Origin of the sequence: Micromonospora sp. WMMD1102 (genome assembly GCF_029626265.1) — a bacterium.
In the GTDB taxonomy this organism is placed as follows: domain Bacteria; phylum Actinomycetota; class Actinomycetes; order Mycobacteriales; family Micromonosporaceae; genus Plantactinospora.
In genome coordinates this window covers 3,283,385-3,296,160 of the sequence record NZ_JARUBN010000001.1, presented here as the reverse complement: position 1 = coordinate 3,296,160, position 12,776 = coordinate 3,283,385, and the positions used below count along the sequence as shown (strand labels likewise).

General features: G+C 73.6%; 12 protein-coding genes. 5 read left to right on the top strand and 7 right to left on the bottom strand.

What is annotated here, in order from left to right:
• Positions 1–2: 2 nt before the first annotated feature.
• The 4 genes from O7626_RS14690 (at position 3) to O7626_RS14675 (ending at position 4,991) form a co-directional block, all read left to right on the top strand.
• Positions 3–1,343: a glutamate mutase L gene (locus O7626_RS14690; RefSeq protein WP_278061727.1), complete on the top strand. Its 1,341-nt coding sequence runs from the start codon at positions 3–5 to the stop codon at positions 1,341–1,343.
• A gap of 599 nt (positions 1,344–1,942) precedes the next feature.
• On the top strand, positions 1,943–3,598 hold the full coding sequence (gene lnt / locus O7626_RS14685) for an apolipoprotein N-acyltransferase (protein ID WP_278066159.1): 1,656 nt from the start codon (positions 1,943–1,945) through the stop codon (positions 3,596–3,598).
• The gene (locus O7626_RS14680; protein ID WP_278061726.1) at positions 3,595–4,398 is read left to right on the top strand and encodes a polyprenol monophosphomannose synthase; all 804 of its coding nucleotides are present in this window, start codon (positions 3,595–3,597) and stop codon (positions 4,396–4,398) included. The genes lnt and O7626_RS14680 overlap by 4 nt, the downstream gene beginning before the upstream one ends.
• A 59-nt stretch (positions 4,399–4,457) precedes the next feature.
• Entirely contained in the window at positions 4,458–4,991 is a 534-nt protein-coding gene (locus tag O7626_RS14675; RefSeq protein ID WP_278061725.1) for an FxsA family protein, read from the top strand.
• Between the two features lie 97 nt (positions 4,992–5,088).
• Here O7626_RS14675 and O7626_RS14670 read toward each other — a convergent pair whose 3' ends face one another.
• From O7626_RS14670 to O7626_RS14660, 3 genes are all read right to left on the bottom strand, one after another.
• The gene (locus O7626_RS14670; protein ID WP_101366032.1) at positions 5,089–5,430 is read right to left on the bottom strand and encodes an RNA polymerase-binding protein RbpA; all 342 of its coding nucleotides are present in this window, start codon (positions 5,428–5,430) and stop codon (positions 5,089–5,091) included.
• 216 nt (positions 5,431–5,646) lie between these two features.
• The gene (locus O7626_RS14665; RefSeq protein ID WP_278061724.1) at positions 5,647–6,789 is read right to left on the bottom strand and encodes a hypothetical protein; all 1,143 of its coding nucleotides are present in this window, start codon (positions 6,787–6,789) and stop codon (positions 5,647–5,649) included.
• A gap of 87 nt (positions 6,790–6,876) precedes the next feature.
• Positions 6,877–7,578: a tetratricopeptide repeat protein gene (locus tag O7626_RS14660; RefSeq protein WP_347404786.1), complete on the bottom strand. Its 702-nt coding sequence runs from the start codon at positions 7,576–7,578 to the stop codon at positions 6,877–6,879.
• Positions 7,579–7,725: 147 nt separating this feature from the next.
• Here O7626_RS14660 and O7626_RS14655 point away from each other — a divergent pair, with 147 nt between their 5' ends.
• Positions 7,726–8,148 (top strand): hypothetical protein, encoded by a 423-nt coding sequence (locus O7626_RS14655; RefSeq protein ID WP_278061723.1) that lies wholly within the window; start codon positions 7,726–7,728, stop codon positions 8,146–8,148.
• A 118-nt stretch (positions 8,149–8,266) separates the two neighbouring features.
• Here O7626_RS14655 and O7626_RS14650 read toward each other — a convergent pair whose 3' ends face one another.
• The 4 genes from O7626_RS14650 to O7626_RS14635 form a co-directional block, all read right to left on the bottom strand.
• Positions 8,267–9,022 (bottom strand): pentapeptide repeat-containing protein, encoded by a 756-nt coding sequence (locus tag O7626_RS14650; protein ID WP_278061722.1) that lies wholly within the window; start codon positions 9,020–9,022, stop codon positions 8,267–8,269.
• 404 nt (positions 9,023–9,426) lie between these two features.
• Positions 9,427–10,242 (bottom strand): phosphotransferase, encoded by an 816-nt coding sequence (locus O7626_RS14645; protein ID WP_278061721.1) that lies wholly within the window; start codon positions 10,240–10,242, stop codon positions 9,427–9,429.
• A 134-nt stretch (positions 10,243–10,376) separates the two neighbouring features.
• Positions 10,377–11,576 (bottom strand): methyltransferase, FxLD system, encoded by a 1,200-nt coding sequence (gene fxlM, locus O7626_RS14640; protein ID WP_278061720.1) that lies wholly within the window; start codon positions 11,574–11,576, stop codon positions 10,377–10,379.
• Between the two features lie 57 nt (positions 11,577–11,633).
• A complete protein-coding gene (locus O7626_RS14635) occupies positions 11,634–12,776 on the bottom strand; it encodes a lanthionine synthetase C family protein (RefSeq protein ID WP_278061719.1) in 1,143 nt (380 codons plus the stop codon).

Sequence of the window (12,776 nt, the reverse complement as noted above, 5' to 3'; positions counted from 1 at the left end):
CGGTGGTCTCGTACGCGGTCTGCGCGGACGTCGGCTCCACCTGGACGAAGGTGGCGGTGCTGGACCTGGCCGACGGCACGCTGCTGGGCTCGGCCTCCGGTCGGACCACGGTCGGCACCGACGTGCTGCACGGCCTGGACGCGGCGGTGGCGCGGGCGACCGCCGGGCTTCCCGGTGCCGCCGCCGCGCCGTGGTACGTCTGCTCGTCGGCCGGGGGTGGGCTGCGGCTGGCGGTGCTCGGCTACGAGGAGCTGGTCACGGCGCGGGCCGGGCACCAGGTCGGGTTGTCGGCCGGGGCGCGGGTGGTGCACGTCGGTGCGGGTCGGCTCGACGGGGCCGGGTTGACGGCGCTGCGGGCGGCCCGGCCGGACGTGGTGCTGCTGGTCGGCGGGACCGACGGCGGCGACGCCGAGGTGCTGACCGCGAACGCGGGCCGGCTGGCCCGGGCCCGTTTCAGGGTGCCGGTGGTGGTGGCCGGGAACGCGGTCGCCGCCCCGGCGGTCGGTGAGCTGCTGGCCGGGCGGGGTGTGCCGGTGACAGTGGCCGGCAACGTGCTGCCGTCGATCGGCGTACTGGCGCCGCAGCCGGCCCGGGCGGCGATTCGGGAGGTGTTCCTGCGGCACGTCATCGGCGGCAAGCGGCTGTCCCGGGGGAACCGGTTCGCCGGGCTGGTCCGGGCGGCCACCCCGGACGCGGTGTTGACCGGGGTGGAGGTGCTGGCCGACCGGCTCGGCGGTGACCTGCTGGTCGTCGACGTCGGCGGTGCGACCACGGACGTGTACTCGGTGCTGGTGCCGGACGAGCGGGATTCGGGTCCGGGGCGGCCGGCGGCCGGGACGCTGTGGCGGGCCCGGACCGTGGAGGGTGATCTGGGGGTGCGGTGGAGCGCGCCCGGGGTGGTCCGGGCCGCGGCGGCGGAGCGGCTGCTGTCGCCGGGCGAGGAGGAGCCGTTGGCGGCGGTGGCGGGCACGCTGGCGGCCGATCCGGGTCGGCTGGTGGGTGGGGGACCGGAGCGGGTGGCGGAGCGGCGGATCGCGGCGCTGGCGGCCGTGCTGGCGGTGCGCCGGCACGCCCGGGGTGGTGGTGCGGCCGGGCAGCCGGGGCGGGACCTGCGTGAGGTGCGGCTGCTCGTCGGTTCCGGCGGGGTGTTCCGGCATGCCGGGTCGGGCGCGGCCGGGCTGCTGGACGGGTTGTTGACCGACTATCCGGGCGGCTGGGCGCTGCCCCGGTCGGCCCGTACGGTGGTCGACGTCACATACGTGCTGGCGGCGGCGGGGCTGTTGGCGGCGGCGCATCCGGGTGCCGCCGGCGGGTTGCTGCACCGGCACCTGCTGGCCGGTTGATCCGGCGGCCCGGGGGTTTCCGGCGGGCGAACGGAAGGCGAACCGGAGGTGGCCCGGCGCGGCGGCTCCGACACGCCGCATCCAACTCCGACGACTGGCCCGGGGGCGGTTGACAGTGCCCGGGGGGTACCACGTACCGTCTTTGAGTCCTACAACGGGAAGTGGCTGTTGTTCGCTTCGTCCCTTCGTCCGCTGGCCGAGCGGCATGTGAACGTGTCGTCGCAACGGCCAGGTCCAGCGGGCGGGGGTCGGCGGGGCGGCGCGAACCGGCTGCGGTTACCGGTGCTCGGGCAGGGTGGTGCAGACGGCCAGTAGACAACGGCCCGACGGGAACAGCCAGTTCACGTCCGGTCGGTCCGAAGGTCGAGCTGCGGGCCCTACCACACCGGCCGGGGAGGGCCTGGGAGCATCGGGGCGCGGCCTGTCGGCCGCGCCCCGATTTTCGTTTCCCGCCGAGCCTCGTCCCGTCCCGTCGATCTTCCTGGGTGCCGGCGGCGGTGTGGGTGCCGGTTCGGGTGGCCGGCCGGTAGCCTTCCGCAGGTGGTGTCAGCGGCGTCGGAGCCGGTGGCCTTCGAGGAAGACGTGAGGCGCGCGTGACGGTGACGGCCGAGCTGACGGAGAGCGCCGAGAGTGGCCGGCGGCCCGCCGGGCCGGCCGGGCGGCCGCTGCCGCTCTGGCTGGCGGTGCCGGCGGCGGTCGGCGCCGGGCTGGTGCTGCTGCTGGCGTTCCCGCCGTACGGGGCGTGGTGGCTGGCCCCGGTCGGGGTGGCGCTGCTGTCGGCGGCGGTGCACCGGCGGCGGTTGCGGGCCGGGTTCGGGCTCGGCACGCTGGCCGGGCTGGCGCTGTTCCTGCCGATGCTGAGCTGGACCAACCTGTACACCGGTAACGTGCCGTGGCTGCTGTTGTCCGGGTTGCAGGCGGCCTATCTGGGGCTGCTGGGGCTGGCGCTGGCGTTCACCGGGCCGCTGGTGGACCGGTTCCGCTGGTCGTGGCCGCTGGTGACCGGGGTGTCGTGGGTGGCGCAGGAGGCGCTGCGGGACCGGACTCCGTTCGGCGGCTTCCCGTGGGGGCGGCTGGCGTTCAGCCAGGGTGACTCGCCGCTGCTGCGGCTGGCCGCGTACGGGGGTGCTCCGCTCGTCACCTTCGCGGTGGCGTTGGCCGGTGGGCTGCTGGTGGCGGCGGTGTGGCGGCCGTGGCGGGGTTCGGCGCAGGACGGCACGCGGGTGTTGCCGTCGGCCGGCCGGGGGGTCGGGTTCGCCGCCGGGGCGGTCGCGCTGGTGGCCGGCGGGCTGCTGGTGCCGCTGGCCGGTACCGGGCCGGAGACCGCCGAGGTGGCGATCGTGCAGGGCAACGTGCCCCGGATGGGGCTGGACTTCAACGCGCAGCGGCGGGCGGTGCTGGACAACCACGTCGAGGCGACGATCGAGCTGGGCCGGCGGGTCGCGGCCGATGAGGCGCGGCGGCCGGACCTGGTGGTCTGGCCGGAGAACTCCAGCGACGTCGACCCGACCCGGGACGCGCGGGCGGGGCGGCGGATCTCGGAGGCGGCGGACGCGGTCGGCGCCCCGATCCTGGTCGGCGCGGTGCTGCTCGGCCCGGACGAGGGGCAGGTGCGCAACGCGGGGCTGGTGTGGCTGCCGGGTTCCGGCCTGGACGGGTCGCAGATGTATGTCAAGCGGCATCCGGTGCCGTTCGCCGAGTACGTGCCGTTGCGTGACGTGGCCCGGCTGGTCAGCAAGGAGGTCGACCGGGTACGCAACGACTTCGTCGCCGGCACCGAGCCGGGTGTGCTGCGGGTCGGCGGGGTGCGGCTCGGTGACGTGATCTGTTTCGAGGTCGCCTACGACGAGGTGGTCCGGGACACCGTGACCGGTGGGGCGCAGGTGCTCGTGGTGCAGACGAACAACGCCACCTTCGACGTCGCCGAGGCGGAGCAGCAGTTGGCGATGGTGCGGCTGCGGGCGGTGGAGCACGGCCGGGAGGCGTTGATGGCGTCGACGGTCGGTGTTTCCGGGTTCGTGGGGGCCGATGGGCGGGTAACCGGGGCGACCGGGTTCAACACCGCGGCGGTGGTGACCCGGCAGATGCACCTCGGGGAGACCCGTACGGTCGCCACCCGGGTCGGCCTGTGGCCGGAGGTGGCGCTGCTGGCCCTGGCGGCGGCGCTGGCCGGCGCGGCGCTGACCCGCCGGCGTCCGCTCCCCGGGGTCGGTGCGGCGACGGCCGGCGACCCGGCGGATGCGGAGGAGCGGTGAACGATGCGACGGACGGGCACGGGGGCGGCTATCCGGGCGTCGGCCGGGTGCTGGTGGTGGTCCCCACCTACAACGAGGCCGACAACGTCGGGGTGATCGTCGAGCGGGTGCACCGGGCGGCGCCGCAGGTGCGGGTGCTGATCGTCGACGACAACAGCCCGGACGGCACGGGCGCGGTCGCGGACCGGATGGCGGCGGCGGACTCCCGGGTGCACGTGCTGCACCGGCCCGGCAAGCAGGGCCTCGGCGCGGCGTACGTGGCCGGGTTCGGCTGGGCTGCCGAGCACGGGTACGACGCGGTGGTGGAGATGGACGCCGACGGTTCGCACGCCCCGGAGGAGCTGCCCCGGTTGTTGGACGCGGCCCGGGACGCGGACGTGGTGATCGGTTCCCGCTGGACGACGGGCGGCCAGGTGGTGGCCTGGCCGTGGCACCGGCAGCTGCTGTCCCGGGGCGGCAACCTCTACACCCGGGTGGCGTTGGGGATGCCGTTGTCGGACGCGACCGGCGGTTTCCGGGTGTACCGGGTGCCGGCGCTGGCCCGGCTGGACCTCGACTCGGTCGCCTCGCAGGGGTACTCGTTCCAGGTGGAGCTCGCCTGGCGGGCGCACCGGGCCGGGCTGCGTACGGTGGAGGTGCCGATCACGTTCGCCGAGCGGGAGCGGGGGGCGAGCAAGATGAGTCCGGTGATCGTCGGCGAGGCGTTGTGGCGGGTCACGCTCTGGTCGGTGACGGACCGCCGGGCGGCGTCGGGCCGGTCGGCGGAGGTCCGTGGCGACCAGCGGCTCCGCTGGCCCTGACCGGCGGCGTGTCATGCTGGACGTACGGGGTTGTGGGCCCGACATCCGGATGGGGTGACATGCGCCGAGGGTTGAGGTTCGTGCCGCTGGCACTGCTGCTGACCGGGATCGTGGAGGTCGCGGTCTTCGTGCTGCTCGGGCGGTGGATCGGGTTCGGTTGGGCGATCCTGCTGGTGCTCGCCGCCTCGCTGGCGGGGATGGTCCTGCTGCGCCGGGAGGGGCTGCGGGCCTGGCGGGGGTTCCGGGCCGCCGTCGAGGCGGGCCGGCCGCCGGGCAGCCAGGTCAGCGACGGGCTGGTCGGGTTGCTCGCCGGGTTGCTGCTGGTGATTCCGGGCCTGGTCACCGGGTTGGCCGGGGTGTTGCTGACGGTGCCGCTGGTGCGCCGGGCGGTGCGGGGGCAGGTGCAGGGGGTCGCCGAGCGGCGGGTTTCCGGCCAGGTCGCCGGGGACCTGTTCGGGCCGCGTCGGGTGCGGGTCCGGCGGGGTGAGCCGCGCCCGGACGCTGGTCCGCCGCCCGCCGAGCCAGGGCCGCCGCCACCGGCCGCCGCTGGTGGGGCGATCGAGGGCGAGATCGTCGAGCCGCGCCGCCCCTGAGGTCTCTGCCCCCGTCCGGGGCGCGTCAACAGAGACGGCACGCCCCCACGGCGTGCGGGCCGTGGGGGCGGTGGGCGTCGCGGGTGTGCTGTTCGGGTCAGGCCCGGCCGCGCCGGGTGCGGACCTCTTCGAGCCGTTCGGCGAGGATGCTCTCCAGTTCGGCGATGGAGCGGCGCTCCAGCAGCATGTCCCAGTGGGTACGCGGCGGCTTGGCCTTCTTCTGCTCAGGCTCGCTGCCGTCGACCAGCCGGGCGACGCTGCCGTCGAACTTGCATTCCCAGGTCATCGGCACTTCGGCATCGACGGCGAAGGGTACTTCGAACTGGTGGCCCTTGGCGCAGAGGTACTCTCGGGTCTGTCGCGGGGCAAGCTCGGTGTTGCGGTCGGATTCGTAGCTGACTGCTCCCAGACGGCTCCCGCGCAGCATGCGCTCGCCCATGATCGGCTTTCCCCTCGGTCGTGATGGTGGTTCTTATCGGTGTAACGACAGGTGCCGGGTGGGCGATTCCCGCCGCCGGCAGAAACGTACAAGTGGTCAAACGCTCCGAGCGTAGCCGGATCTCCTCGGTGGTGATCGAGATCACCCGCGTAGGTGGTGAATTGCCGCGATATGTCGTCTGACGTCCGCGCCGGCGTACGCCCGCCCGTCGGGTGGTCACGGTTCGGCGGGCGGTCCGCCGGTTGCCGGGCTGCCGGTCGAGCTGCCGGCGACGGTCCGGGCGCTCAGCCCGGCCAGCGCGGCGGCGAGGTCGCTGACCTGGGTGGAGAGCTGGGCGGCCCGTTCCCGGGCCGCGTCCCGGTCGGCCTGCGCCGCCGACAGGCGTACCGCCAGCTCGCCGAGCCGGGCCTCGGCGGCGGCCGTGGCGTCCCGGGCGGCCCGCAGGTCGGTCCGGGTGCGTTCCAGCTCAATGGTGGCGGTGGCGGCCGTGTCGCGGGCCTGTTCGGCGTCCGCCGCGGCCCGCTGCGCCTCGGCCCGGAAGCTGGCCGCCTCCGTCGCGGAGTTCCGGGCGGCGGTCCGGGCCTGCTCCGCCGCCGTCCGGAACCGGTCCGCCTGGTCGAGCGCCTCGGCGGCCGACCGGGTCGCCCGGGCCGACTCGGCGCGGGCCGCGTCGCGGTCCCGGGTCAGCTCGGCCAGTTCGCGGGTCAGTTCGGCCAGCCGGCGTCGGTCGGCCTCCGCCTCGGTGCGCAGCGCCCGCAGGTCGCGCCGGGCCGCGTCGCGGTCCTGCTCGGCCTGGGTACGCAGCGCGGTGGCGGCGCTTTCCGCCTGCTGGGCCGCGTCCCGGGCGGCGAGCGCGGCGGCGGTCTCGGCACCGGCCCGCTCGGCGGCCCGGGCGGCCCGTTCGGACTCCTCCCGGGCGGCGGTCCGGTCGGCGACGGCCGCGCTGGCGGCCTGCTGGGCCTGGTGCAGGGTGACCGCCGCCGCCTCGGCCTCCCGGCGGGCCTCGTCCCGTTCGGTCTGGGCCGCCGCGATCTGGCTGGCCGCCTCGGCCCGCACCTCGGCGAGTCGGCGTTCCACCCCCACCGGGGAGAGTTCGGCGTGCAGGGCCTCGGCGAGTGCCTCGGTGACCTGGTCGAGCCGGTCGACCACCTCCCAGGTGCGGGCCACCTGACCGGCCAGCCCCGGCGCGTTGCGGTGCCGCATCCGCTGGTTGCGGGAGGCCCGCTGGCAGGTGCCGTCGTTGTCCCGGCAGTACCGGAACGGCCGGCCCGCCGCCGCCCGCTGCGGCACCGGCCGTCCACAGTGGGCACAGGGCCGGGTCTCCGCCGGCGGCTCGGGGGTGGGGTTCCGCACGTCCATCGCCGGGGAAGTCTAGTGCGCGGCGCCTGCGGCAGCGGCGACCCACTCCTTCGGCCACCAGTGACCGCCGGGACCGACAGCGGACGCCTACAGCTGCGTCCGTGCCTCCTCCACCCAACGGAGGACGCCCTTGGCACCGCAGTCCTCGGCGACCGCGCCCGCCTCCTCGACCAGTGCCAACGCGTCGTCGCGGTGCCCCTCACCAGCGGTCAGGTAGGCCAGCGCAAGCAATCCCGCGGCGACGCCGGGTGCGAACCCGATCTCCCGGCGAAGCCGTACGGATTCCGTCAACCGCTCACGCGCCGCATCACCGGCGCCGGCGGCCATGTCCGCGAAGCCGAGGTGCCGAACGGCGTACGAGAGTGTCAACTTGTCACCGGCCCGCGTCGCCAGCTCGTACGACCGTGCGAGAGCCGGAACCGCGCCGTCGTTGTCCCCCCTGACCACCTGGTGGAACGTGCCGACCCAGAACAGTGCCTCGGCCTCGCCGCGCACGTCACCGAGCTGTTCGTACAGCTGCGCCGCACGCTCGAACAAGGCCAGCTCGTGCGGATCTTCGGTGCCGTCCTCAAGAAACCGCGCGTGAAGGATCCGGCCGCGGGCCAGGGCGAGATCTGCCTCGACTCCGTCCAGTTCCCGCTCGGCGATCCCCAGCGCGTCGGCGTCGCCGCCGAAAACGGCCCGTTCGTAGAGCAGCCGGGCGTGTTCGATCCGTTCTTCACCGCTCATCGCCGGCCGCTCCCTGCCCGACTGTGGATCGTGCCTCACCCGCGGGTCCTTGATGGTCACCTGTGCCACCGGAGCCTAGAGGGCCGGCGGCCATGCCGCAGGCCGGGGGTAAATGCGGTGCCCGGCGTGACCGGAGCGGTGATACTGGCGTCCCGGCCCGGTCCGCGATGCCGGCCGAAGCGGACGGTGCGACCCGGTGGAGGACGGATGACGCCGCAGCATCCCGACTGGTGGCTCTACGAGCTGGCGTACGCCGGCCCGGAGCACCTCGACCCGACCTACGTCGACGGCTACGACCGCAAGGCCGGCCACGACCCGCGGCCCGACCTGGAGATCCTGCGCCGCTATGGGCTGGACGGCGACGCCACTCTCGTCGACCTCGGCGCCGAGCCGTTCCAGGGTCCTGGTGAACCGGTTGATGGCCTGGCTTCGGTGGTTGAGCCGGTAGTTGCGGGCGGTGTGGAGCAGACCGGCGAGCATGACCGGGGTCCCGCCGAAGGAGATGGCGAGGAGTCGGCGGGCGTTGTGGCTTGCGGTCATCTGTTCGGCTCGGGTCATCGGCGCCGATGCCGGATCGTCCGGTGTCGCGTCGGGATGGCGGCAGCAGGTCGGGCGCGTCGAGTACCATGAGGACGTAGCCGCGCAGGACGGCCGCTTCCGGTGTGGCCGGCCCCAGCCCTATCGCCATACGGCGCCACCTGGATTCGGTCACGCCGTTCATCGTCGTTCCGGTGCGTCAGTGAAGTACTCATCGGGTCGGTACAGGGGATGGCCGGACCACGCCCGGCGGCAGGCGGGTCTCATCGTCAAAGCGCGTGGTGGTCAAAACCTCGTTTGTCAAGCCAATCGCATTCCACAAATTCGCGCCGCGTAGGTCTGCGCCACGCAAATCCGCGTCGCGTAGGTCCGCACCGCGCAGGTCCGTGTCGCGCAGGTCCGTGTCGCGCAGATCCGCGCCGGACAGGTCCGCGTAGCGCAGATCCGCGCGGGACAGACCCGCGTCGTGTAGGTCAGCGCGGGACAGGTCCGCGTAGCGCAGGTCTGCGTTGAACAGGTACGCGCGGGACAGGTCGGCTGCGGGCATGTGGATGCCCTGGAGCCCGAGGAGTGTGCCGGTCAAATCCAGGCGTACGTTTTCGGTGGCGTCTGGTTCGGGGCGCCGGGCCAGTACGGTTACCGCCGCACGGACATCTGGCCGCGACGGGAGCACCTCCCCTAAGGTCAGCGGTCGTGGCCGGGGGGCGGCGATGCGTACGAACGCGCACAGCACTTCGATCACTGCCGGCTCATCGGGCGGGGAGTCGCGCATCAGTCGCTCCAGGGCGTAGATGCCGCCCAGGCGAATGGCCAGCTTGTCGTCGCCGGCTTGGCCGAGTTGGTCGATGGCGCGGCTGAATCGCTCGGTGACCTGGCCGCGTTCGGCGAGGCGTACCTGTTCGCGGTTGGCGTTGGTCGCCTCGGCGGTGTAGTCGAGCGAGCGGGCGGTGAACAGCAGCGCGGCCACTGCGGTGATTGCCGTGACGCCTTGGAAGACGGTGTGTATGCCGTCGCGGATTTTGGCCCACCTGCCGGGTTGGTCGGCCCTGGCCGTTGGGGTGGGACGGATCTGGCGCCTGCCGGTGCCCTTGACTCGCCATCGGCGGGACGGCGGGTTGGGCGGATGCCAGGGGGAGGGGCGGCCAGATCTCCAGCCGGCACGGGCGGCGGCAAGCCGATCACGCAGGGTTGGCATGGCGTCCATTTGACCGCCCCGGTGCAACTCGCAGCCAACGGCCCCGGTGATTGCCGGGTTGGCCGCCGCCGGTCCCGTGCCGGCACGTCACGCGTGACAGACGCGTGAGTCACGGTACCCCTGCCCTACCCAACCCTGCCCCCTCCCTTCGGGAGGAGGGGGCAGGGTGGTGCCGGCTACTTGGCCAGCAGGACGGCTGCCGACACGATGTGCCGGGTGGCCGCCTCCACGTCCGCCCGTACCGCCCGTTCGTCGCTGTCGCCGTTGACCGCTTGGTGTAGGTGGCAGACGGCGGCGTGCATCCGTTGCCAGCCCAGCGCCCACACCGAGGCCGGCAGCCCGCCCCGGTTGGTGTCGGCTTCCGGGATCCCGGCCAATGCCCTGTAGAGGCCGATGAGGTGGCCCATGGCGTGAGTGTTGGGCGGGCGGCCGGCACCGACCCAGGAGGCGATGTCGAGCAGCCCTGGCCCGTTGTGGGCCATGGCCAGGTCAAGCAGCCGCGCGCCACGGCTGCCGATGTGGACCGCAGACGGGTGCAGTTGGCCGTGGCATACACCGAAGGGTGGGATGTCGGCGCCGCAGGCGCGGCGGGCCGCCACCGCCACCAGCGCGTTCAATGCCCGGTGGAGGATCGCGTGGTTGTCGAGCCGGTCGCGGTGGCGCAGATGGTCGACGAGTGTCAAGGCCCGGCCCGGCAGGGCTGCCAGCGTTGGCCGGTCCAGCACCGGCAGTCCGTGTGCCGGCCCGCCCTTGTGGAGCCTGGCCACCACTGTTGCCCCGTCCACCGGCCTTGCCGCCCGCAGCGTGCCGCCCAGGTCCTCCAGCAGGATGCCGAGTACACCGTTCCGGACGGTGGCCGCCTCCATACGCGGCACCGGCACTCCCCGGGCGGCGGCCAACGCCAGAGCCCGGTCCTCTCCGGGGAACGGGGGCCGGGGTCGGGTGTACTTGAGGATCCTGGTCCGCTGTCCGCCCAGGTACAGGCGCTCCACCCCCGACAACCGGTGGACCCGAACCGGCTCCCGACGGCGGGGCCGTGCAAGGCCGGCGACCGCGCACAGGTCCACGGCCAGCCCGTCTACCAGGAGTGGATCCCATCGGTGAGCGGTCACCGGCCGGCCCGCCGTCAGTACCTCAGCAGCAGACGGATGTCCGGTTTGTCAATGATCCTGGCCGCCTCTTCCGGCACCGCCATGCCGGCCGGGTAGGCGGCGACGTCGGGGTCAGCGTCACGGTCCCGGTCCCATGCGTGGATCTGGTCGACCACACGCCCGGCGAGTGTGTCAGCGGCGGGTCCGTGGCCGATCGCGCCGAGCTGCCACCGCCCCTGCTCGGTTTCGGAGCGGCGGATGGCCAGGTAGGCCAGCGAGCCGCCGTCGATGATGGCCGGGGACCGCACCGGGATCGCCGGTGTGCACAGGCCGGCGTCGACAGCGGCGCGGTCGGCCTGGATCCGGACGGTGCCGGCCTCGGCCACGCTCAGGTGAAGCCACACCCGGTCGAAGGACTCCTGGCCGTGCACGGTGACATCCGACCAGCGGGCCGAACGCTGCCCGTCCAGCACCCCGGAAAGGGCATCGACGTCGACGTTTTGGTCGATGTCGTAGTGCAGGGTCACCAGGCCGTCCGGGTCGATGGTGGTGTTGCGCTCACCGGTCTGGCCGAGCATCGGCACGAACCCGCACAGGAACATCCAGTCCGACTCCCACCGGTCCTCGCGTTTGATGAACGAGATCGCCCTGGTGGTGCCGCGCCAGCGCAGCGGCACGACGAGCCGGCCGCCGACGACAAGCTGATCCCACCAGGCCCGGGGCAAATCCCAGGCCCCGACTGTGACGATGATCCGGTCGTAGGGCCCGCCTTGGGCCGCCCCCCGCGCCCCGTCGCCGATAAGGACGGTGACCGCGTTGAACCCGGTGGAGTCCAGGTTCCGGCGGGCGTTCGCGGTCACATCGGCGTTGATGTCGATCGTGGTGACGTGGCCGTCCCGGCCGGTGAGGGTGGACAGCAGGGCGGCGTTGTAGCCGGTGCCGGCGCCAACCTCCATGATCTTCTGCCGTGGGCGCACCTGGAGGGCGTTGAGCATGGCGGAGACGATGTGCGGGTCGGAGGCGCAGCTCAGACTCGTGCCGTCCGGGAAGCGGTGGGTGATCACCGCCGACTCGTCGTAGGCCTCGGCGAGCGGGGCCTGCGGCACGTACCGGTGCCGCTCCACCGCCAGCATCGCGTCTACCACGGTCGGGGCCAGGGCCATCCGGGTGCGGAGACGGTCAACCATCCGGGCTCGCAGCACCTCGGGAGGGGTGTCGGTGGCGGTGTCGTTCATGATGTCCTCTCGTTTCGACAATCTTGAGTCTGGCGTTCACCTGTCGGTGGGCGGCGTTCAGATGAGCAGCAGGCAGCCATCCCAGGTGGTGTGTCCGCCGGGTGTCGTGGCGGTGGCCTCGGCGACCAGTTCGGCGCCGACCGCGCCGTCCAGGAATCCATCGGCGGGTGCGCCGTGGCCGCCCAGACGGTGCCCCAGCCTGCCGATCATGTCCCGGGCCGCGTCGGAAAGCTCGACGGTGCCGGAATCTGAGGCCATGCGGCGGGCTGTCTGGGCCAGTCCCGCCCAGCCGTGGCAGAGCCCCACCTCGGCGAGTTGGGAAAGCTGCTGCTCGTCGGCCAGGCAGCCAAGAAAGGCCTCCTGCGCGGACCGGGCCCGGCCGCTGTCACCGACAGCGATTGCGGCCAGTTGCAGGGCACGGGTGATGCCGGGAGTGCCGTAGCACCACGACGGCCGTCGCGGACCGGTGGCAGTGCAGACCCCGGCCCGCAGCTCCTCGCCGCTGATCGCCTCCGGCCACCAGGCGTTGCGTCCGTGGCCGGTACGCCACCGGTCCAGCCAGCCGCAGATCGTCAGGATGGCCTCAGTCTGTCCGTCAACGACGACGCCACCCCTCATCGTCACCGACAGTAGCGCCAGGGGGCCGGTGACACCGTGTGCCATGCCGAACCCGGCATGGCCGTCCGCCCAACGTGGCAACTGGCGTACGTCGGGGCTGCCGGACGCCCACCACCCCGGCACCTCCTGACCCCCGACTCTGACGGGCTGGGTGAGCCGGACCAGGTACGCGAGGACCTGCCGCAGCAGGTCGGGGTCCCGGCCACGGCGCATCAGGTAGACACCGAGGCCGGTGAGGCCGCCGATCAGGTCATACTCCCGTGCCGAAGGCGGCAGCCCCTGGTCTATGCGCCGGTGGGCGGCGTCCAGGCGAGCGTGGATCAGGGTGGTGACGGCCCGGTCGAGGGTGGCAAGTGCCGTCCGGTAACCGGGATGACCGGCGGCATGCAGCACGTACGCGACCGCCGGGGCCCCGTAGAACAGTCCGGCAACGTCAGGATGGGCCTGCACGGGCTCGCTGACCATGGCCCTCACCAGCTGGTGCGCCGGCTCCCAGCCGACCCCGCCGGCACGGGCACGTTCGATGAGCGGGAGGGCGGCACCAGGGGCGCCGTCGGCCAGAGACTGCCTCCACCCGGCCAC